This window comes from Wolbachia endosymbiont (group A) of Cephus spinipes (assembly GCF_964026895.1).
Classification (GTDB): domain Bacteria; phylum Pseudomonadota; class Alphaproteobacteria; order Rickettsiales; family Anaplasmataceae; genus Wolbachia; species Wolbachia pipientis.
On sequence record NZ_OZ034713.1, the window covers coordinates 1,248,663 to 1,269,777 of the forward strand.

General features: G+C 34.4%; 21 protein-coding genes, 1 tRNA gene and 1 pseudogene. 10 read left to right on the plus strand and 13 right to left on the minus strand.

Annotated elements, in window-relative coordinates:
• Positions 1-5: 5 nt before the first annotated feature.
• Both AAGD59_RS05950 and AAGD59_RS05955 read right to left on the minus strand, forming a co-directional pair.
• Positions 6-593 (minus strand): L-threonylcarbamoyladenylate synthase, encoded by a 588-nt coding sequence (locus tag AAGD59_RS05950; RefSeq protein WP_141457207.1) that lies wholly within the window; start codon positions 591-593, stop codon positions 6-8.
• 118 nt (positions 594-711) lie between these two features.
• The gene (locus AAGD59_RS05955) at positions 712-1,182 is read right to left on the minus strand and encodes a hypothetical protein (RefSeq protein WP_015589217.1); all 471 of its coding nucleotides are present in this window, start codon (positions 1,180-1,182) and stop codon (positions 712-714) included.
• A gap of 75 nt (positions 1,183-1,257) precedes the next feature.
• Between AAGD59_RS05955 and miaA the strand changes: the two genes are divergently transcribed.
• The gene (gene miaA / locus AAGD59_RS05960; protein ID WP_006280293.1) at positions 1,258-2,142 is read left to right on the plus strand and encodes a tRNA (adenosine(37)-N6)-dimethylallyltransferase MiaA; all 885 of its coding nucleotides are present in this window, start codon (positions 1,258-1,260) and stop codon (positions 2,140-2,142) included.
• On the opposite strand, the gene AAGD59_RS05965 is transcribed toward miaA, so the two are convergent.
• Positions 2,139-2,969, minus strand: coding sequence for a hypothetical protein (locus tag AAGD59_RS05965; RefSeq protein WP_015589219.1), 831 nt, complete (start codon positions 2,967-2,969; stop codon positions 2,139-2,141). The genes miaA and AAGD59_RS05965 overlap by 4 nt on opposite strands.
• Positions 2,970-3,265: 296 nt before the next feature.
• On the opposite strand from AAGD59_RS05965, the gene recG reads away from it, so the two are divergent.
• Both recG and AAGD59_RS05975 read left to right on the plus strand, forming a co-directional pair.
• Positions 3,266-5,287 carry an ATP-dependent DNA helicase RecG gene (gene recG, locus AAGD59_RS05970; protein ID WP_015589220.1) on the plus strand — a complete coding sequence of 674 codons (2,022 nt, stop codon included), beginning with the start codon at positions 3,266-3,268 and terminating at the stop codon, positions 5,285-5,287.
• A gap of 853 nt (positions 5,288-6,140) precedes the next feature.
• Positions 6,141-6,428 carry a hypothetical protein gene (locus AAGD59_RS05975; RefSeq protein WP_007549783.1) on the plus strand — a complete coding sequence of 96 codons (288 nt, stop codon included), beginning with the start codon at positions 6,141-6,143 and terminating at the stop codon, positions 6,426-6,428.
• Positions 6,429-6,443: 15 nt separating this feature from the next.
• Here the strand turns inward: AAGD59_RS05975 and AAGD59_RS05980 are convergent, their stop codons facing one another.
• From AAGD59_RS05980 to AAGD59_RS06005, 6 genes are all read right to left on the minus strand, one after another.
• Complete coding sequence (locus AAGD59_RS05980) at positions 6,444-6,902, minus strand: hypothetical protein (protein ID WP_022626355.1); 459 nt, start codon at positions 6,900-6,902, stop codon at positions 6,444-6,446.
• Between the two features lie 135 nt (positions 6,903-7,037).
• Positions 7,038-7,112 (minus strand) — tRNA-Gln (locus AAGD59_RS05985).
• Positions 7,103-7,438, minus strand: coding sequence for a divalent-cation tolerance protein CutA (gene cutA, locus AAGD59_RS05990; protein ID WP_015589221.1), 336 nt, complete (start codon positions 7,436-7,438; stop codon positions 7,103-7,105). Before cutA ends, AAGD59_RS05985 begins: the two co-directional genes overlap by 10 nt.
• Before the next feature lie 327 nt (positions 7,439-7,765).
• The gene (locus tag AAGD59_RS05995) at positions 7,766-8,401 is read right to left on the minus strand and encodes a transposase (RefSeq protein WP_265027790.1); all 636 of its coding nucleotides are present in this window, start codon (positions 8,399-8,401) and stop codon (positions 7,766-7,768) included.
• Complete coding sequence (locus AAGD59_RS06000) at positions 8,385-8,714, minus strand: transposase (RefSeq protein ID WP_141456678.1); 330 nt, start codon at positions 8,712-8,714, stop codon at positions 8,385-8,387. The genes AAGD59_RS05995 and AAGD59_RS06000 overlap by 17 nt, the downstream gene beginning before the upstream one ends.
• Complete coding sequence (locus AAGD59_RS06005; RefSeq protein WP_179943636.1) at positions 8,699-8,836, minus strand: hypothetical protein; 138 nt, start codon at positions 8,834-8,836, stop codon at positions 8,699-8,701. The genes AAGD59_RS06000 and AAGD59_RS06005 overlap by 16 nt, the downstream gene beginning before the upstream one ends.
• A 122-nt stretch (positions 8,837-8,958) precedes the next feature.
• Between AAGD59_RS06005 and AAGD59_RS06010 the strand changes: the two are divergent.
• The 4 genes and pseudogenes from AAGD59_RS06010 to AAGD59_RS06025 all read left to right on the plus strand — a co-directional run bounded on the left by AAGD59_RS06010 (position 8,959) and on the right by AAGD59_RS06025 (position 13,141).
• Positions 8,959-10,342 (plus strand): annotated as a pseudogene (locus tag AAGD59_RS06010) (IS4 family transposase).
• Positions 10,343-10,499: 157 nt separating this feature from the next.
• Positions 10,500-12,113: a hypothetical protein gene (locus tag AAGD59_RS06015; RefSeq protein WP_141457261.1), complete on the plus strand. Its 1,614-nt coding sequence runs from the start codon at positions 10,500-10,502 to the stop codon at positions 12,111-12,113.
• A 177-nt stretch (positions 12,114-12,290) separates the two neighbouring features.
• Positions 12,291-12,638, plus strand: a complete 348-nt coding sequence (locus AAGD59_RS06020) for an IS630 transposase-related protein (protein WP_022626382.1) — start codon at positions 12,291-12,293, stop codon at positions 12,636-12,638.
• A 167-nt stretch (positions 12,639-12,805) separates the two neighbouring features.
• A complete protein-coding gene (locus AAGD59_RS06025; RefSeq protein ID WP_049973597.1) occupies positions 12,806-13,141 on the plus strand; it encodes a transposase in 336 nt (111 codons plus the stop codon).
• 416 nt (positions 13,142-13,557) lie between these two features.
• Here AAGD59_RS06025 and ubiB read toward each other — a convergent pair whose 3' ends face one another.
• The gene (ubiB, locus tag AAGD59_RS06030) at positions 13,558-14,988 is read right to left on the minus strand and encodes a 2-polyprenylphenol 6-hydroxylase (protein ID WP_012673305.1); all 1,431 of its coding nucleotides are present in this window, start codon (positions 14,986-14,988) and stop codon (positions 13,558-13,560) included.
• Entirely contained in the window at positions 14,985-15,725 is a 741-nt protein-coding gene (locus tag AAGD59_RS06035; RefSeq protein WP_015589282.1) for a metal ABC transporter ATP-binding protein, read from the minus strand. Before AAGD59_RS06035 ends, ubiB begins: the two co-directional genes overlap by 4 nt.
• Between AAGD59_RS06035 and AAGD59_RS06040 the strand changes: the two genes are divergently transcribed.
• On the plus strand, positions 15,717-16,598 hold the full coding sequence (locus tag AAGD59_RS06040) for a zinc ABC transporter substrate-binding protein (RefSeq protein WP_012673303.1): 882 nt from the start codon (positions 15,717-15,719) through the stop codon (positions 16,596-16,598). The two genes, AAGD59_RS06035 and AAGD59_RS06040, sit on opposite strands and share 9 nt — an antisense overlap.
• 56 nt (positions 16,599-16,654) lie before the next feature.
• Here the strand turns inward: AAGD59_RS06040 and AAGD59_RS06045 are convergent, their stop codons facing one another.
• Together AAGD59_RS06045 and rpmG are read right to left on the minus strand one after the other, a co-directional pair.
• Positions 16,655-16,930, minus strand: a complete 276-nt coding sequence (locus tag AAGD59_RS06045) for a helix-turn-helix domain-containing protein (protein ID WP_010082632.1) — start codon at positions 16,928-16,930, stop codon at positions 16,655-16,657.
• A 25-nt stretch (positions 16,931-16,955) separates the two neighbouring features.
• Complete coding sequence (gene rpmG, locus AAGD59_RS06050; protein WP_015589280.1) at positions 16,956-17,156, minus strand: 50S ribosomal protein L33; 201 nt, start codon at positions 17,154-17,156, stop codon at positions 16,956-16,958.
• Between the two features lie 149 nt (positions 17,157-17,305).
• Here rpmG and AAGD59_RS06055 point away from each other — a divergent pair, with 149 nt between their 5' ends.
• Together AAGD59_RS06055 and dnaK are read left to right on the plus strand one after the other, a co-directional pair.
• Positions 17,306-19,078 (plus strand): ribonuclease E/G, encoded by a 1,773-nt coding sequence (locus AAGD59_RS06055; protein WP_007549119.1) that lies wholly within the window; start codon positions 17,306-17,308, stop codon positions 19,076-19,078.
• An 86-nt stretch (positions 19,079-19,164) separates the two neighbouring features.
• On the plus strand, positions 19,165-21,087 hold the full coding sequence (gene dnaK, locus AAGD59_RS06060) for a molecular chaperone DnaK (protein WP_012673300.1): 1,923 nt from the start codon (positions 19,165-19,167) through the stop codon (positions 21,085-21,087).
• Positions 21,088-21,115 lie beyond the last annotated feature (28 nt).

Genomic DNA, 21,115 nt, shown 5'->3' on the forward strand with positions numbered 1-21,115 from the left:
AGATCTTAGTTTGAAAATGCATTGTTTACTGTTTGTAATAAAATTGCACCTTCCCTTAAAACCTTAATCTTATCTTCGGTTAAGTCAATAATAGTAGATTCTATACCAGAAACTAATTCGTCATCTTCAATCACTGCAGATAAATGTTGCTTAATGGATTGTGGTATATCGTCTGCCTTACATACACTTTTTTCTCCTGAAATATTTATACTAGTTGCAACTATTGGAACTTTCAGTTTGTTTAGTATTGAAATTGCAATAGGATGCTCAGGAATTCTGATACCTATACTATCTTTAAAGAATTCGTTTGGCAATATGTTGTTGTTTTTAAGTGGTAAAATATAGGTAATTGGTCCAGGAGAAAAGTGGTTTATTAAATCAATATATCTTTCCTTTACCTTTGCTATTTTTGTCAAATTGTAAATATCACTAACAAATATAGACAGTGGTTTATTTTGAGAGCGTTTCTTTATCTGATATATTTTTCCTATAGATTCATTATCTAGTGCATTACAAGCAAGAGCATACACTGTTTCTGTTGGAAAACACACTAATAAATTGTTCTGTATTGCATTTATTATTTTAGATACCATATAGCTAAAAACTTATTCATAACAACTAGATCAGTTTTGTTGCACTGTATCTTATATAGTAACTGCTAGTTTTTGTAAACGTAATGCAACGCAGCTTACCATTTGTTATGCAGATTTGCTACAACCCAAACTCTTCATTGACTTTATCAATTATTGCCTGTGGTGGATCCTCTCCCCATCCTGAATACAAAATCTCTCCATAGTCTGCAACATCTATAGAGCCAGTTCTGCTTTTTGCTAGAAACATTTCTCTTTTCTCTTTATCAACTAACACATAATGCCACGCTGATTTTCCACGATCTTTACCACGGACTAAGTATACAAGATCTGACCTACTTCTTTTTGTTGCATCAGCAAAAGATCTTTCATTGACAGTTCTGCTTTTACTTTTTATGCCGCCACTTTCAGAAAAAGCTTCCTTGGATTCGGTTTTTTTGCCTGCTAATTCAGAAATTTTTCCTTTTTCCCCTAATGCCCGTTCTTTGGTGTTTTGAGACGAATACTTACTGGAAAAACCTTCCCCTGTACCGCCAGGAGTCCTGTTTGTGAAACGCTTAGTAAATGAATTATTGTCGTTGTTTTCTGCCATAAAAATCTCCAAACTTTAGATTGTAGAATCCAAACTTTTACTACACTTTATCATATGTTAATTAAATTAATATAAATGAAAAATAATATAGTAATTATTACAGGAATTACGGCCTCAGGTAAATCAGAATTATGCGATAACCTGATAGAAAAATATGGAAATATTAGTATAATAAATTGTGATTCAAAGCAGGTATATGAAGAAATTCCCATAATTACTGCTCAACCACCAAAGCAAGAAGTATTTTATAAACTATATGGTTATGTTTCAGCAAAAGAAAATTATTCCGTGGGTCTATGGTTAGAAGATTTAGAAAAAGAAGTTAATCACGCATTAGAAAATGCTCAAATACCTATCATCACTGGAGGAAGCGGGCTTTACATCAGCAGTTTAATCAAAGGCTTATCATCAATGCCACAAATAAGTCAGAAAGTGAGAAAAAACGTAAGTGAGCTCAGGAAAAATTTAAGTAAAGAGGAGTTTTACAAATTAGCGCTAAGCAAAGATCCAAGGATTCAAGGTAAAGTGTTCATGAATGACTCGCACCGCCTTTCAAGGGCACTTGAAGTTATCACTGAAACTGGCAAGTCAATTTTTGTATGGCAAGAGAATAGACAGCCTCCTTTATTCAATAATTTTAAGATATATACAATTCTGCCTAAACGTGAAGATGTATACCGAAAAATAAATTCTCGTTTCATTACAATGATTGAAAATGGAGCAATTGATGAAGTAAAAAAGCTACTTAGCATGAACCTAGCCCCACATTTGCCAGCTATGAAAGCACACGGAGTGCCAGAAATTATAAAGTACTTGAAAGGTGAGATTACTTTAGACGAAGCGATACAAATTGCTCAAACAAACACAAGACACTACGCGAAACGTCAGTATACCTGGTTTAAAAAACAATTTCTAAATGCTGAAGTGATTGATTGTGCAAACAAGCTCAAGATATTTTAATTCAGGCCGTGCTCATTACTACGAATAGGGGGTTCCATATTTTCCAGATGGTCGCTTACTTCTAGTGGATCGCCTAAACCATGCTCTATTTTTATTTTAAAAAATCCAAGCCTCTCGCACAATTTCTGAAAGTATTCTTTTATAATGTCAAATAAGCTTTTATCACCTATATTATAGTCCTTCAGTCTCTCAGGAACAGTAAGTGACAAGTTACCATTTGTGTATGTTACATTTTTATCATCTTGAGACTTAAGCGTGAATTCTAGTGAGCTGGATAGATCACACACCTTGTCACCGAATGTACCGTCACTCCTTTGGAAAAATATTGGTAATGTCATATCAGATTTAACACTCACATTATTTTGGCTAACACAGTCAATACTTATCACTTTTTCAGGTCTTTCTATTATGAATGAATGCTGGCTAAGTGCACCTTGAAACTCTATATGTACACCAGCTTCATATCCTGCTTGATTACAATTGATAACTAATTCTTCCAAGATAGAGTCACTTGGAACTTCTGCCTTAGCGTATTTGAACATCTCCTTAAAAACTTTTCTTGCAAATGGGCGGTAGTCTTCATTTTTACCTTCACTTTTTGGCAGTAAACTATCATGTTCTTTGTATAGCTCGGCAATCAAATCTCTACTTATACTTTTGCCGTTAATAACAAAATCCATTCTCTGAAAATCTAAGAACGCTGTATTACCAGAATTCGCTTCAGCATTGTCTTTACCAGCTCTTAACTTGCTAAAACCAAACTTTTCTGCTTGAGCTCTTAATGTAACTACTGGATTTTCCTTTTCTTCTGATATAGAGCTACTCATTATGAATACCTTGATATAGACTGCTGATAGTATAATAATACATAAAAATGATTAATAAGTTAATAAAATACCTACTATAAGCCCTATGATAGCAAATATAGTTAGGGGTAACTTAGGCTTACCGATGATTTTAAAAACAACAAATTCGTCATTCCGTTACGTGTTAGCGGCTGAGATACCGCGAATGAATCGCGGTATAACGTTAGAGAGCTGTGCTAGCTATAGTGCATACCTGACCATAAGGTGACAAGATTTTAAAAAGGCTCTATAACAGTTTTACACATGTATGAATCTCAATGAGCAATCAGATTTTTCTAAATAGCAGGCTGGAGAATATACCTAAGTTCCATTCCGCAATATTGCCTAAACTTTGTGGTGGGGACAAGGTGGTGGATCTGCTGTTTTATAAGCCACTTAGTTATGTGGATAGAAGCAAGTTACTATCTGATGCTCGAGTTGGAGAATTTACAACTTTCATTGCAAAAGTTTATGAGCATCAGTCGCCCACTTTTAGAGGTAGACCATATAAAATAGTCGTTGAAAGTGAGAGTCAGTATATATTCATAGTCTTTTTTAATTACTCAGTTAAGTATTTATATAAACTATTTCCAATTGGAGCGAATGTGATCATCAGTGGCAAACTCGAAAAATTTGCTGAACATTGGCAAATTACTCATCCAGATTACGTGTCGCTTGACATCAACCAATTTAAAAAAATAGCTTGCATAGAGCCAGTTTACCAATTATGCCGTGGCATTACCAATAAGCGCATTGGGAACATAATAAGCTCTAATCTAAAGGAATTGCCTGATTTACCAGAGTGGATAGATGATACATTAATCAAGCAAAAAAAATGGTTAAGTTGGAGGGAAAGCATCATAAAGTTGCACAGACCAAGCTCATTGGTGGAAGCTGAGGTTTGTAGAAAAAGGCTTGCTTATGATGAATTGTTTGCGTATCAGCTAGCGCTGAAACTTGCAAGAAAAAATCATGTGAAAGAAAGGGGAAGAGAATTTATAATATTGAGTAAATACAAAGAGCAAGTTTTAAATGAATTGTCGTTTCAATTAACAAATGATCAAACTCGTGCAATAGATGAGATCTCAGAGAGACAAAAATCCAAGTATCGCATGATAAGCTTGCTGCAAGGTGATGTTGGTAGTGGCAAAACCGTAGTTGCACTTTTTGCAATGATAAATGTGGTAGAAAACAACATGCAGGCAGCTCTAATGGCACCGACTACTATCTTGGCGGAGCAACATTATAATTGGATTGAGGAAGTTTTATCCTGTACCGATATAAAAGTTGCGCTGCTTACTGGTAAAACTTCGCGCAAGGAAAGAAAGATTATCATGAACGAACTTGCAAGTGGTGTTTTAAATATAGTGATTGGCACTCATGCACTATTTCAAGCTAACGTTACATTTAAAAATTTAGGGCTTGCAGTCATAGACGAGCAACAGCGATTTGGAGTGATGCAGAGAAATCGCTTGGTAGGAAAAGGAGAAAATGCCGATATACTTTTCGTTACTGCAACTCCCATTCCAAGAACTTTGCAGCAAGCTATGTATGGTGACGTTGAATGTTCAATTTTGAAAGAAAAACCAAAATCCAGATTGCCAATAAAAACTGTAACTATGAACATTAGTAGGGTGCCAGATGTTATTGAAAAGCTAAAAGGTGCTATAAACAGGGGCGAAAAAGCATATTGGATTTGTCCATATATAGAAGAAAACGAAGAGACCAATATTGCTGCAGCAGAGATGCGTTTTCAGGAATTACAAAAAACATTTCTTGATAAAGTCGGGATAATACACGGAAAATTGACTCAGGAGCAGAAAGATCAAGTTATGTTTTCCTTCAAAAGGAATGAATTTTCTCTGCTTGTTGCAACCACTGTGATAGAAGTTGGTATAGATGTGCCAGATGCAACCATCATGATTATAGAAAATGCAGAGCAATTTGGGTTATCACAATTGCATCAGTTAAGAGGCAGAGTAGGGCGAGGAAACAAGCCATCTTTTTGTGTATTATTATACGATAATTTAAGTAAAAGCTCATCTTCAAAGTTAAAGATCATGTGTGAGTCACAAGATGGATTTTACATTGCTGAAAGGGATATGATGCTAAGAGGCAGTGGAGATATTTTAGGCACAAAACAATCAGGATGTATGGAATTTAAATTTGCTGATTTATATCAGGACAAAGAGCTGCTCAATCTCGCGTATAATAACGCAAAAGGCGCAATGGCTGATTTTGAATTACTGCTTGATATATTTGAATATAGGAGTAGATTACATTTTTCAAAATTTCAGTAGAAAAACCAGGTAGCCCGCAGAAACAAAAAAACTTCCTTGACAAACCTCGCCAGCCCCCTTATCATGAAACTGAAGCTATTGTATTTGCTTTCGCCAATCTGCAGATTAAAAGGTAAGGATTACTTAATGTATCGGCGTCTTATGTTCAATTTTTTGCAGTATATAGATACTGTATGTCTTTACAAAACTTCATCTACATCTAGATTTTTATCTAAATAAGCTGAACGCGCTTATAAAGCGTTACAAGACATCAAAAAATGCCAATACTCGACAGAGATAGTAAAAGACTAGCTAACTTGGGGATTCTTTGTCTTTTTTTCTGCTTAGTAAATTTCTTAAACATTTGCAGCGTAAGTTAGTTGCAATTAAAAGCGGCTGAATCTCGCTTGTCAAGCGTTTAAAACATAAAAAACGCCAATATTTTAAAGCGGATAATAACCCCAGGGCTTCTTTTGCCTTTTTTTTATTTGGTAAATTTCTTAATGTTTATGGCTAAACGACAATCGTCATCCCGCTACGTGTTAGCGGGATCTATGCTTTGAGATACCGCGAATGAATCGCGGTATGACGGTTCGTGGCGGCGTGACGATAAGCTCGTCATCCCGCTACTTGTTAGCGGCTAAGAGATACCGCGAATGAATCGCGGTATGACGGTGTAATGATGGTTAAGTAATTCGTCATCCCGCTGCTTGTTAGCGGGATCTCTTGTTAGCGGCTGAGATACCGCGAATGAATCGCGGTATGACGGTGTAATGACGGTTAAGTAATTCGTTATCCCGCTGCTTGTTAGCGGAATCTGCTGTGGCGACATAAACTCAAATCATTTCAAATTTCAATCCAAAGAGGTATCATTATGTCAAACAACTTCAATTTTAAAGAATTTTTTAACCACTATGAAACAAATAGTACGTCAGATGATATACAAAGGTATTATTTGCTGTGGAAATCAGTAATAGCGCAGGCAATGATTGATGCAGCAAGTCACTGCAAAAAAACAGAAAGCTTGGTAGAAAAACGTAAGGCAATTTCTTGGTTATCAGACTTTAGTCAAGATTTTGTGCACACATGTATATTGGCTGATTGTGATCCGGTATACGTAAAAAATAAAATACAGCCAACCTTAAAAAGCCTTACTAGATAAAGCCTTTTTATATACTTAATGAGGTTTACTCCTTTTACCGAAAAAAATATAATTCAATCTCCTATCTATAGTTGCCTCTATATCTTTGATTAATAGCTGCTTTATCATGTTTACTTTTCGCTTTGCATCTTGAGCTTGACGCTCATTGTTACCACTGTTATTGCTGTAATTATTCTTATCACTATAACTACTGCCACTTGGTTTGCTACTGTTACTGAACTCACTACCCTTTTTTCTTCTTGTGTTGAGTATCTGTATTATCTTTTCCTTTAAAAAGGACTTCCAGCCTGTGCCAAGTAATAATTTATAGAGAAAATGCGGAGTAAGAAACGCCACTAATATTCGAATAGAAATTCCGTAACCGAGATCTTCCCTATTTTCATAATACCACTTGCAATATTGAAACAAACGGTAAAACGCATTTTTGAAAGAGCAAAATTCTACAGCATACCAAAAACCATTGCTGAGAAACATGAGCACAATGCTGAATGTGTAAAGATACATTGTGAAGAGAAACAGTTTCACAATTATATCTTTTAGACTACCTAATATATAATTCAATAATCTTAATTTATAGAAAAGTGATATCATTTCACACCCACTTCAACATGGCTGGGGTGGAAGGATTCGAACCTTCGCGTGGCGGTATCAAAAACCGCTGCCTTACCACTTGGCTACACCCCAATACTACTTACATCAATAACACTATTAGCCCAATTAGTAAAAGATTTATTTGCTTTTTCTATGGGCATCACAGCAATAGCTGGCTGATCATAAGAATGCATTGCTTCAATTTTTTCTACAATTTTATCAACTTGATCATTTTTGCTTTTCATAATTGCTACTACTTCACAACTATTACTAATTTTACCTTCCCATAAATACAGAGAATTCACTTCGGGAAATATATTTACACATACAATTAATTTCTCGTTTAACAATTCTTCAGAAATAGTTTTAGCTTCTTCAAAATTTGAAAAAGTTGTATAAATCAAAACTAAACTACTCATTAGAATCTATATAAACGCACTGCTACTATACTCTACCGAGGTTTATTCATCAAGAGAAAATAACGCCAGCGCGTACTGTATGAACATTTGTTTGCAAAGGTAGTATGTTAAGTGTTATAGCTAGTTTGCCTCAAACGTAAAGGTGTCATCCCAGTGCCCCTGTGATGTCATTCCAGTGCTTGACACTGGAATCCAGTTTTCCATATAATCTCATCGAAAACGTTGTAACCACTTTCTATGCTAGTTTGCTTGTAAACAAGCAAACTTTCCTGGATCCAAGTGGGCTTTGTTGCATCACACTTTATGAGATGGTGATTTATGGTAAATTCATGTAACTATCTCAAATTTAGCCATACCAATATCAGTGAATTTATTAAGCAAATAGCATTTGATTAGCAGTTCTTTTTCTCGATTTATCTCAGATTTATTCCTCAAACTAAATCCGAATATTTGCTTTAATCTTGAGAAAAACCCTTCAATATAAGATCTTTTCCCATAATTTACTTCTTTTTTCCATTCTTTCATGCCATCTTCACCGTATAATTTTATTAACCTAATAGCAGCATTCCTGTCAGACATATAATCTATTTCTGGATGTTCTGCCGCATTGTTTATTGGTGGAATTTTTGTCTTTATATCATATTCGTTACACAACTTATAAAACTTGTGCCTATCACATGCTCTATCTGCATATAGTGCTTTTATGGCATGCTGAAAATCAACTTCTTTTAGCAAATCACAAGCTCCATAGTGATCAGAGTAGACACCGTTACTGTATTTTACAGCTATGGCTTTTTTGTTGTTTATATTCAACATTACGTGCAATTTTCTCGTTTGCTCATAGCCACGATATTTTCTGTCAGTGCTATTTTCCTTGCTGTGACCAGGAGTGTTGTTGTATATACTAATTCCTGTACTGTCTATAGCAATTTCGATATCTTCCATATTATTTTCTGCAATCATTTATCTTAATATTAAGTTTCTTAAACCTTCTTGATGCTTGTGAATAGCTGATAACTGCCAAATCTCTTCCTATTTGTTGCAAATACCCTTTTATAAACCCGACTGTTTGTCTTAAACCAATTCTAAAGAAACTGACGATTATATGCACCAAAATCACAACTTTATCACTATAAATATAGTTGCCGCCCTGCATTTTTGGACAATTCTCGTACCAATTTTCTATGGCGTCATTGATATAACAAAAAATGCTTCCTCTTTCTTGGAGAAATTTGTTATATTCATGGCAGTTACTGACTCTCATTTTTTGTGGCATATTTTTTCTTCAACAGTTAAATGGCTATTTATAATGAATTTTGTCAGTAACTGCCAGTTCTTTTCACTTGAGCGATGCAACAAAGCCCACTGGAATCCAGTTTCACCTTGTGATGGTGTCATGAAAGTAGCTGACACTGGTTTCCATCCAAGACGGTGTCATTCCTTACTATTACCCACAAATATAAATGGACTAAAAAGTAAAATATTACAATATTAAAGTTTGCAAATATTGAGGGTGTAAAATGGCAAGTAAAAGTAGTGAATGGGCTAAAAATGAATTTGGAGATAAAAGATTAACTGACCGATTAGTAAAGATTGCTGATAGTTTGATAAGTTTACCTGAAAGCTCAATTAATGAGGCATGCGGAAGTTGGTCAGAAGCAAAAGCAGCATACCTTTTTTTTCAAAATGAGAATGTAAAAGAAAGTGATATTTTAGCTACACATATTAATAAGACGGTTGAGAGAACAAAAGCTCACAAGAGGGTTCTTGTCATTCAAGATACCAGTTACATTGTATATAATAACCATAAAAAAACAAGCGGATTAGCAAATTTGTCCAGTTATGATACTGCAAAAGGTATTATAATGCATACAGCTCTTGCCGTTAGTATAGAAGGTTTGGTACTAGGGATACTAGATCAAAAAGTTTATTCAAGACCTGAAGAAACTGAGAACCTTAAAAAAAAGAGCGATCGCATTGAAGATAAAGAAAGCGTAAAGTGGTTGGAAACTTTAAGAAAAACAAATAATATTATTGATCCAACTCAAACTGAGACTATAACTGTATGCGATAGAGAAGCAGATATATATGACTTTTTTGAGCTTGCACATAATCTTAATTCGGCAGTGCTAGTTAGAGCATGCAGAGATAGAGCAGTAAATAGAAAATCTCGATATCCTGAAAAAGGTGAGCAGAAGTTATGGGCATTTATTAAATCCTCTCATTGTGCAGGTACGGTAGAAGTTGAAGTTCCTGTAAAAGATAATAAGCCAAAAAGAACAGCACGTTTGGAAGTTAGATTTGGAAAGTTTATGATGAATCCATCTAAGAATAATATTAGGCATAAGACGGAAGAACTACCTAAATTACCACTTTATGCAGTTTATGTTGTTGAGAAAACTCCCCTTCCCTTAAAAAAAACCGCTAGAATGGATGCTATTAACGAATCTTTCAGTTAATACTTTCGATGAAGCTGTTGAAAAAATTAGTTGGTATTGCCTTAGATGGAAAATAGAGATATTACATAAAATTTTAAATTCGGTCTCAAAGTTGAAGAATGTAGGCTTGGAATAGCAGAAAGACTAATGAGATATCTAACAGTTATGAGTATTATTGCTTGGAGGATCTTCTTTATTACATCAATTGCAAGAGCTAACCCAACATTACCATGTACTACCTTATTAGCTGAAGAAGAATGGAAAGTTTTATACGTTAAAATACACAGAAAACCATGTCCAAGTGTAGTTCCCAACATAAAAGAAGCTGTTTCATGAACTTGGAGGCCATTTAGCAAGAAAAAATGACCCAAAACCAGGACCAATTACTCTTTGGAAAGGATATAAACGTCTCTTTGATTTAGCAGAAGGATGGCGACTTGCTCACGAACCTCATATTTGTGGGTAATAGTAAGTTGTTAGGGGGATCTGGAGATACCGCGGCGGTATGACGTAGGGAAATCTTACTTATTATAGCTATAGTTCTACATGAATTACAAAAGTAATATTTACTAGATCTTAATATTTTAGATCTATATTTTAATAAATAATGAGCTGTAATTAGTATGAATAATCCATTTAAAAGTGAGAACTATAAAAAAAATCTCGATTCTCTGATCAAAGCTGTAAAGCTAGGAAATGCAGAGAAACAATATAACAAAACGTTAAGGGATTTATCTCATGCATTAGAAGGTTTTACAGGTGAGGCAAAAGGTATAGCTGAGTTTGTTATATATACTGACTTGAACAATTATGTAGAACAGCCATTAGGTCTTTTTAAAACATTAATGAATAGAATTTTGGGAAAAAATTTTCCAACCAAGAACAGTAGTATAAGTAATTTTGTAAATGATGAGTTGTCAAGTTTCACTTTAGAAACAGCAGCTAAGTATACAAGAATTTTAAAAAAAATTGATCTCTTGGAACAATTAGAAAAAGATTTCAGAAAAAATAATATTTTAAAAGATTCTTTAAATTTAGAACAAAGTGAAAAGAGTCAAGGAAAAGATAGATCACACGAAGTGAGTTTGGAAGGTAGAAAGCAAAAGGAAGGTACTTTTGAGCTGCGAAAAGAAGAACAGCCGAAAGAAAAATTAGGTGGTAATCGCATGAGGCAAATAAAGCGACCAACAACAGCACCTCCGGCTGCTCCAGATTCGAGGAAGGTACGCTTTAAATCAGAAATATCCTCAGATGGAGAAAGCAAGGCAAAGTCTACATCTTCTTTACTAAAAGGAGCTAATAGTTTTAGTATGCCTGATGCTAAGGAAAATCCTTCTGAGGATTCAGGCTATGAAAGTTCATTAGATCAGGGGTCTGAATATGAAGACATATCAAATTATCAAGAGAAAAAGCAAAAGGAAAATCCTTTATATGAGCAGAGAGAAGATTCAGGCTATGGAAGTTCATTAAATGAAGAGTCTGTATACAAAGAGATATCAAATTATCAAGAGAAGAAGAGTAAAATTTTAATAGAAAATTCGCAGAGTTCAAAATCGCCCAAAGAAGAGCCAATTTATGCAACAGTTCCTAAAGAACATATAGAAGCAAAAAGAGAACGTAAGCAGAAACAACAACCTCAATCCCTCGTACCACCAAAACCACCGCAAGTGCCAAAAAAAATGTTTACTACTGGTCAAGAAGTTAGACAAGAATCGAAAGTGGTAATCAAAGATAAACCTGCAGTACCGCCAAAGCCTAAAAATCTAAGCCGTGCTAATCAAAAAGTAAGCACAGAGCCAAAAGTAGTAGGAGTAATTCTTAAAAAATCAGCTGAAAGAGTACCACTAGAATCTGAAAATCAAGACAATAGGAAATCAGCACAAAAAGCTGCTGGTAAGGCGATACCAAAAGTAGCAGCAGCTACTATGAAAGGAGGAGCTAATCGCGAGATGGGCAGTAAAGTAAAGGCATTAAAAGAAAAATTTGAGCAAAATCAAGCAAAAGGAAATGCTAATGTACAGCTTGCTGAAAGCAAAACCACTCCAGCAGCACAAGCGGATATCGGTGTGAAGAAAAAACAATCTCATTCATTTCTAACAGAGAATAAAAGATCTGCAACGAAACACGTAACAGCAAAATCTGATCCAAAATCTCATATCAGCAAAAATTCCCTTCTCACGCATGCAAATGTAAAGGAAATGGTTGCACAAATTGAGAAAGGAAAAGGAGGAAGATAGTAACATTTGGGAAAAAAACATATGTGTCAAGTCAAGAGATTGTGAGCAAATTTAGGAAATTATAGCTAAACTGACTTAGATTTACCGACAATTTGAAAAACCGTCATTCCGCTAACTATAGTATTTTCAAAAGCGAATGATAAAGGTATAATATGTTTTTTTAAAGTAGGGAAAGCGATGGTATATAGTGTAGATTTAAGGGAAAAAGCAGTGTCTTTGGTAGAAAAAGGAAAGTCAAAGGTTGAAGTTGCAGAGGTTTTTGAGATAGGGATAGCAACACTATATAGATGGCTAAAAAAGAAAGCTACTGGCCAAGGTCTCAAAGCGGTAAAAAGTACTGGTTTTATTCGAAAAATAGATCCAGAAATACTCAAAGAATATGTCAAAAAACACCCAGATCACACACTAGCAGAAATGAAACAAAACCTTGGCTTTGGGATAAGTGCAATTTGGTATAGATTAAGACAGCTAAAAATAACCTTTAAAAAAAGTCACATTCTATCAAGAGCGCAATCAAGAAGATAGGCAGCAATTTATCGATAAAGTCTCAAAAATAGACCACTGTAGCATTTTATATATAGATGAAGCAGGAGTTGATAATAGACTATACCGAGAATATGCACGAGCTCCAAGAGGAGAAAAAATATATGCTGATGTTCCAGGAAAAAAGCGGGAAAGAGTGAGTATAATAGGTGGATGAGAAGTTTATTGCACCAATGACCTTCACAGGAGGGTGTAATAAAGATATATTTAATGTATGGTTAGAGCGAAGATTACTTCCACAATTACAGCGTGATACAACCATAGTTATGGATAATGCTACATTCCATAAAACTCCCAAAACAAAGTCATTAATAGAGTCTTTTGGCTGTCATTTGCTTTATCTTCCAACATATTCACCTGATCTAAATCCGATAGAGCATTGTTGGCACACCATCAAAAGTTGCCTCAGACCTCTAATGCATCAATGTACAGACTTACACCTTTTAGTTGGTAATACCATTTTAGACGTTTATCATTCGTTTTAGAAAATACTATAGTTGAAATAGCGCAGTTACTCACCCCATAAATTTGGTGCTCTCTTTCAATCAAAGGTGTCTTGCTGCTTGAAATGTTTTCTTTGTAAAAATTTGGCTTATCTTTATATCATCTCATTCAAACAGCATTAACATAACTTATGCCTTTTTTGGATGTAGAAATTTTCTAGGAATTGTCTTTTTGAATTCTATGGTATTTTGTTTAACATTGAAACAGGAGGCCAGTGTCACGCACTGGCATGACACCCATTTGTTCCTATAGTTGTCTTTTCTCGTCTACCTTATTTTGCCACTCTGCTGAACAGATACATAAAGAAAGTGGAAAATTGGACATTCTCAACTCGGCTCCTGCAGATTAAAAATTAAGTTGAATAAAAATTGGATTTGACGCAGTTTTTTCCCATAGTTTAAGAAATTAAAAGTTTAACGATTAGAATTATAATTACAAACCACAATAAAAAATAGACTTTTCCATTTGATTTATTTTTAATTTGGATGTTTTCTAATTTTTTATCAGCTATTAGGTTCAATTTTTCTATAAGGCTAAATATCCCTTGGATTGTTTTTACAGGATAAGAACTTCTAATTTTTTCCCTATACCCTATTTTACTTTCATGTTGACTGCTTATCCACGCTTCAACTACTTTCCACATATTGATTTCTGGGTAGATCTTTCTACATGTCCCTTCCAGTAAAATCATAGTTTTCTGCAGCAATAACAATTGTGTTTGAACTTTCATATCAAAATCACCAGTTATTTTTAATAGCTGAGCAAGTAAACTAGCAAATGAAATCTTCTGTATAGGCTGCCCAATAATGGGTTCACCTATTGCCCTGCAAGCTGTGACAAAATTTCTATGCTGTGATGAAACGTAACCAGCTTTAAAGTGCATTTTTGCAACGTGATCATAATCCCGATTTAAAAAGCCTTTGAGTATCTCTATAACGTAATAGCATGTCTCACGATCTATTCTACCCATGATTCCACAATCCAGAGCAATAATATTGTTATTACTATCAACCATTAGATTTCCAGGATGCATATCAGCATGAAAAAAACAATCCCTGTATACCTGATTACAAAACGATTCTATAAGATTGATAGCTATTTGCTTATGATTATTCAGTTTTTCAACTTCGTATATTGGCGTTGCTTCTATCCATTCTAATGTTAAAACCTTTTTTGCAGTTCTATTCCAATCTATTTCAGGTACATAAAAACCTCTGTCATTTTTTGTGTTTTCCTTTAGTTCCGAAGAGTGAGCAGCTTCAAAACGTAGATCTAACTCTAATCGGCAAATTTCAGCAAAAGTTTTAACTAATTCAATTGGCCTCAGCCTTTTTGATTGTTCGCTAAATTTTTCTGCAATTTCTGCAAGCCAAGAAAGCATTTTTATATCTCTTGAGAATGTTTTCTCAATATTTGGCCTTAAAACCTTTACAGCAACTTCCTTACCCTCAGTTGTAACCGCTCTATGCACCTGAGAAATCGATGCTGCTGCAATTGGCTTTTCAGAAAAGCTTGAAAAAATGTCGCTCAATTTACAATTAAACTCACTTTCTATAGTTTTAACTGCTATTTTATGTGAAAATGATGGCAATCTATCACATATCAATAACAAGTTATTTGTTATATCTTCATTTAAAACATCAGTACGTGATGAGATAGACTGCCCAAACTTAATGAACACCGGACCTAATTTTTCAAGAGCACACTTTAGCTTGTGGCCTTGTATTTTATTTATTGATTTTTTTGATGGTGGAAGTAAATAAGGTAATATATTGTAACGCGTCAGCACCGTAGTTATGTGCAGAAGACGCAAAATATTTTGAATCATTTCGCTGCGTAACTGCTAAATATTTCATTTAGGGTTCTATTTTTCATAATCTCATCAGGCTTGCCTTGGCAATAGATAGTATTATTTATACAAATTATGTAATCTGAGGATGGTAGAGCAGAGTTAAGATCATGAGAAGTCATAAGAATCGATACCAATCGTTTTTTTGCTATTTTATTTATAATATCATAAAATTTAGCCCGCGCGTTAATATCCATTGCACTAACTGGTTCATCTAGAATGATCAAGTCAGGCTCTGCAATTAAACAACGTGCAAGTAGCAATAATTGTGTTTGCCCTGCAGAAATTTCTAACACTTGATTCTTCAAAATGTTACCGATACTAACCAACTCTATCGTTTCTGTAATAATGGATTGATTTTTCTTTAGTCTTTTCAAGGAGCTATTTAAAAGGAAATATTCAACTGTTATTGGCATCAAATTACTAATACTAAAATTTTGCGGCATATAGCCAATTTTTATGTTGTCAGCAAATACGATATTACCGGTACAGCTTTTATTTATGCCAGCAATTGCTTTCACTAAAGAGGTTTTACCTCCACCATTTGGACCAAGTATTGTAATTATGTCTCCTCTTTCCATGAACATATTGATATTGTCAAGGATTCTTTTACCATCATATGTGAGAGCAAGATTTTCTATTTTTAGAACACGATTATTGACATTATTCAATTTATTGACAAAATTTAACTTCTTCTCAACGTTTATATGAGACATTTACTGACTTTTTTTCTATTACTTTCATTTACACTATACTATAATATCGCCTTTTCATCCAATTTAAAAGTTGTAGCTACAATCAAACCTATCCACTCACTTGTAGCTTCTATTACAGAAGGGATTTTAGAACCGGAATTGCTTGGCTATGCAACATCTGCGCATAATTATATATTAAAGCCATCTGATGCGAGTAATTTAGAATCAAGTGACGTTATATTTTATGTTGACGATAACTTAGAGACGTTTGTTCAAACTTTCGCCAAAAATAATAAAGAACTAGTGCAATTGTCAAAGGCAATCAACCTACTTCCTACTCGGCCACATTCATTTTCTAGAAAAATTACTCACATTAAAGATGAAAAAGATTTACACATTTGGCTGAGTCCCGAAAATGCAAAGAGCATGATACTTTCTGTAAGTGCAACATTGTCTAACATAGATAAAGAAAATTCCCATCGATACAACTCTAATGCAACAAAAGCTATAAAAAAAATAGACCAAGAAGTAAAAGAAATTATGAAAGAACTGAATGATTTTAAAAATCAAAAATATATCGTCACTCACGATGCTTATCAATATTTTGAAAAATATTTTGGTTTAAATCACCCAAGTGCCATTCTTTCCATAGAAGAGGATTCTTACATAGGTATGAGGAGTTTAATGAAGCTAAAAAAGATAATGAAGGAAGAAAACGTTAAATGTATATTTGCTCATTCACAGGAAGACAGCATAAAGCCTAATGCTCTTTCTAATGACGCAAAAATGGTAGTTCTTGATCCTATTGGATCAGACATAGAGCCTGGAAAAGATGCATATCTAGCTATAATCAATAACATTGCACAAAATTTTAAGTCTTGTTTTGTTGAGTAATAAGTTCCCTTTTAGCTTACTGTTTTATTGTTCTGCATTTATTTGTCCTTTACATATTATGCAGGTTTAGAATTATGCTTTATTCTTACGTTTATGTCTTGGCCCAATACAATCAATAAGTTAAGCAAGTATTCTAAGGAGAACCCTTCGATTTTTGACCTATTGATTTGAGATACTTTAGGTTGATCAATCTTTAGAGCGTTTGCTGCTTTTTTCTGTGTTGTGTACTTCTTACTTATTAATTGTGCAATGACCTTTATTAATTTCAGTTTTGTATCTTTCACATCCCCCAACTCTACTATTATAGGATAACTTAATTGTAAATTTTGCATAATAATAAAATCCCTTATAAAAAAATTACTTTAGTTTTTCTTCTTTAAATAACACATGCCTTCTGACTACTGGGTCATACTTCCTAAACTCCAGTTTTTTGGTAAGCTTTTTTGGATTACGCTTTTTTACATAAAAATAACCTGTTGATTTTTCTTCACCAGTTTTTGTTGTCTTGATTGCAGTGCTAACTAACTTAACGAGCAAAGAAGCATTTTTTTTCGCCATACTTATAATGATATAATAAATTCTATGCGAGTTTATTACGCAAAACACTAAAAGTCAACCGAATAATGCAGATCGTAAAATTCTTGACAATCAACAGTGCATTAAGTAGCATGAAGTTAACTTCAGAATGAAAAGCAAACGGTAAATAAGTGGTAAATAGTGGTAAAAGGTTATTATTGATAGAAAATTCCACCTGTTCTAATGAGGTAAGAGTTGCCTTGTCAGTTAATAATAAGGTTGTAGAATTTGAACAAGAATTCAAGGAAAAAAAACAATTAAGAGGTAATATATACGTTGCTTATATAAAGCGTATAGAGCCTTCTTTGCAAGCCGTATTTATCGAATATGGAAAAAATAAGCAAGGTTTTTTGTCTTTTTCCGAGATATCTCTAGATTACTTCAATATTCCAGAAAAAGAAAAGGAAACTATCTTTGAGAGCTACTCAAATGACGATTATACAGAAAAAGGGAACGATACCATAGCAAATGTCTCTTCAGATTCTGCAGCTAGTAAGAATGTCAACGAGTCAGGTAGTGGTTTTGTAAGAGAGGTACCTTTATATAAAAAATACAAATTACAAGATGTTATTTCAGTAAATCAAAAAGTATTGGTTCAGCTAACTAAAGAGGAACGAGGCAATAAAGGAGCTTCATTTACAACATACATAACTTTAGTGGGTAGATACTGTGTTTTCATGCCAAATTCCATGAGTAAAGGTGGAGTGTCTCGCAGAATTGAAGATGCTAATGTCAGAAAGCAGTTAAAGGAGATACTGAGTTCAATAAACTTGCCAAAAAGGTCAGGTTTAATAGTAAGAACTGTTGGTTCAGGAAAAAATAAGAAAGAAATTGAGCAGGATTACAATTACTTATCCTCATTATGGCAGAGCATTCAAAAAAATGCCTTCTCTGTAAACGTTCCATCATTAATTTACAATGAAGCAGATGTAATTATGAGATCTGTTCGTGATTTTTGTAGCGATGGTATAGAAGTTATAGTGTCTGGAAAGGAAGCTTTTGAGGCAGTTAGGCAATATGCTAACAATGCACTAAAAGGTAGTAAGTTGCGCTATAGATTGTATAGAGGTTATGCTCCGATCTTTACTTACTACGGAATCGAAGATCAAATTTCTGAGTTATATAGCAATAGAGTAGAATTGCCATCTGGTGGGTCTTTGATAATAACTTTAACTGAGGCGTTTGTTTCAATAGACGTAAATTCAGGAAAGATGACAGGAGAAGATAGCATAGAAGAAACAGCTTATAGAACCAACATGGAAGCAGTACCTGAAATATCAAGACAGGTGAATCTTAGGGGCCTATCAGGATTAATAGTAGTCGATTTTATTGATATGTTGAAATATCAGTATTGCAGAGCTGTTGAGTCTGCTATAAAGCAAGCGTTTAAAGATGATAAAGCTAAAGTTCAATTTAGCTACATAAATGACTTTGGTTTAATGGTATTTTCAAGACAAAGAATTAAACCAAACATACAAGAAATTAATACTACAGAGTGTTTACACTGCAAAGGTACTGGAAGAGTAAAATCAAACGAAGTAATTGTTTCATCAATACTAAGGGATTTACAACATATTGCTAACAAGAATCGAAATAAGTCTTTTGATTTAGTAGCACACAGTGCAGTTATAGCGCACATTTTTAATAACAAACGCAATACAGTTTCTACAATCGAAAAAGAGTTTAATATTACATTGAACGTTAGTATTGATAACAGTTTAGATGTAAATACATTTGTTTTAAAACAAGGAGATGATGTTAATTTAAACGGTTATAAGCCATTACAGAACTCTGGATACCAAATTGGGGATAGCAGCAATGAAGAAGCTGATAATTCAAATAAACTACGAGGCAATTTTTGGCTGACTAAGTGGCTTTCGCGCCTTTTAAGTTCTAATAACTAATTAGAAACCTAAATTGGGCTTGTAATTAATGAGCCCTATACTTATATATTCTTATATCAGATAATATTTACAATGGGGTACTCATTATGGGAAGAGCAATAGGCATAGATCTCGGAACAACAAATTCTTGTGTTGCAATAATGCAGGGCAAGGATACAAAGGTAATAGAAAATAAAGAAGGGGCAAGAACTACTCCATCTATAGTTGCATTGACTTCTTCAGGAGAAAGGTTGATTGGTGCTCCAGCAAAAAGGCAAGCAACCACCAATGCAAGTAATACCTTTTTTGCTACTAAGAGATTAATAGGCCGTCAATATAGTGATCCTGAGATGAAAAATCTAAGTGTACCATACAAAGTATTTGCAGCAAAAAGTGGTGATGCATGGGTTAAAACAACTGATAATAAAGAATATTCTCCTAGTCAAATTGGTGCATTTATACTACAAAACATGAAAGAGGCAGCAGAAGCTTATCTTGGAGAGGAAGTAAAAGATGCTGTGATAACAGTGCCAGCATACTTCAACGACTCTCAACGTCAAGCAACAAAAGATGCAGGAAAAATTGCCGGATTAAATGTACTCAGAATAGTAAATGAACCGACTGCTGCAGCACTTGCTTATGGTCTTGATAAGAAACATGGGCACACAATAGTAGTATATGACCTTGGTGGTGGTACATTTGACGTTTCAATACTTGAAATAGGTGATGGAGTTTTCGAAGTGAAAGCAACAAACGGTGATACCCATCTTGGAGGTGAAGACTTTGATAATGGAGTAGTGAGTTATTTACTAGATGAATTCAAGAAAAGTAATGGCATTGATTTGAAAAATGATCCAATGGCTATGCAAAGAATCAAAGAAGCTGCTGAAAAAGCGAAAATTGAATTATCAAGTGCAATGGAAACGGAAATAAATCTACCGTTTATTACAGCTGATGCAAGTGGTCCAAAACACTTAAATATGAAATTAACGAGAGCAAAACTTGAAAGCTTAGTGAATGATTTAATCGAAAGAACTATGGCTCCTTGTAAAAAAGCTCTTGAGGATGCTGGTTTATCTGCTAGTCAAATTGGCGAAGTGGTTCTTGTTGGTGGCATGACTCGTATGCCAAAAGTCATAGAGAAAGTTAAAGAATTCTTTGGCAAAGATCCACATAGAGGAGTTAACCCTGATGAAGTTGTAGCAATTGGAGCTGCAATACAGGCGGGGATCATTCAAGGTGATGTAAGAGATGTGTTACTACTTGATGTGACCCCACTTTCTCTTGGTATTGAAACTCTAGGAGGAGTATTCACTCCACTTATTGAGCGTAATACTACAATTCCTACTAAAAAATCTCAGGTGTTTTCAACTGCAGAAGATAACCAAACAGCTGTTACAATTAAGGTGCATCAGGGTGAAAGAAAACTGGCAGTTGATAATAAGCTACTCGGTCAGTTTAGTTTGGAAGGGATACCTCCTGCTCCGCGCGGAAGGCCACAAATTGAAGTGACATTTGATATAGATGCAAATGGAATAGCACACGTTTCTGCAAAAGATAAAGCTACTGGAAAAGAGCAAAAAATACGCATTCAATCTTCAGGCGGTTTATCTGATGATGAAATAAATCGCATGGTAAAAGAAGCTGAAGAAAAAGCGCAAGAAGATGAAAAGCGCAAAAAGTTTATTGAAGTGAAGAATCAAGCGGATAGCTTAGTCCATTCTACAGAAAAGTCTCTGACAGAGTATGGTGATAAAGTTTCACCAGAAGATAGATCTGCTATTGAAAATGCAGTTAACGAATTAAAAGAAGTTAGTAAATCTGATAACATTGATGACGCTGATTCAATACAGCAGAAAGTCACTAATCTTTCTCAATTATCTATGAAACTTGGAGAAGCTATGTATCAAGCATCTCAACAAAATAGTGCTGAAAATGGCTTTTCATCAGAAGGAAATCCAAATGATAAAGAGGAAAAAGTAGTAGATTCTGATTATCAAGACATAGATAATAAAGAAGAGAATAAGTAATTGCGATTGTCATCCAAGTAGCTGATAC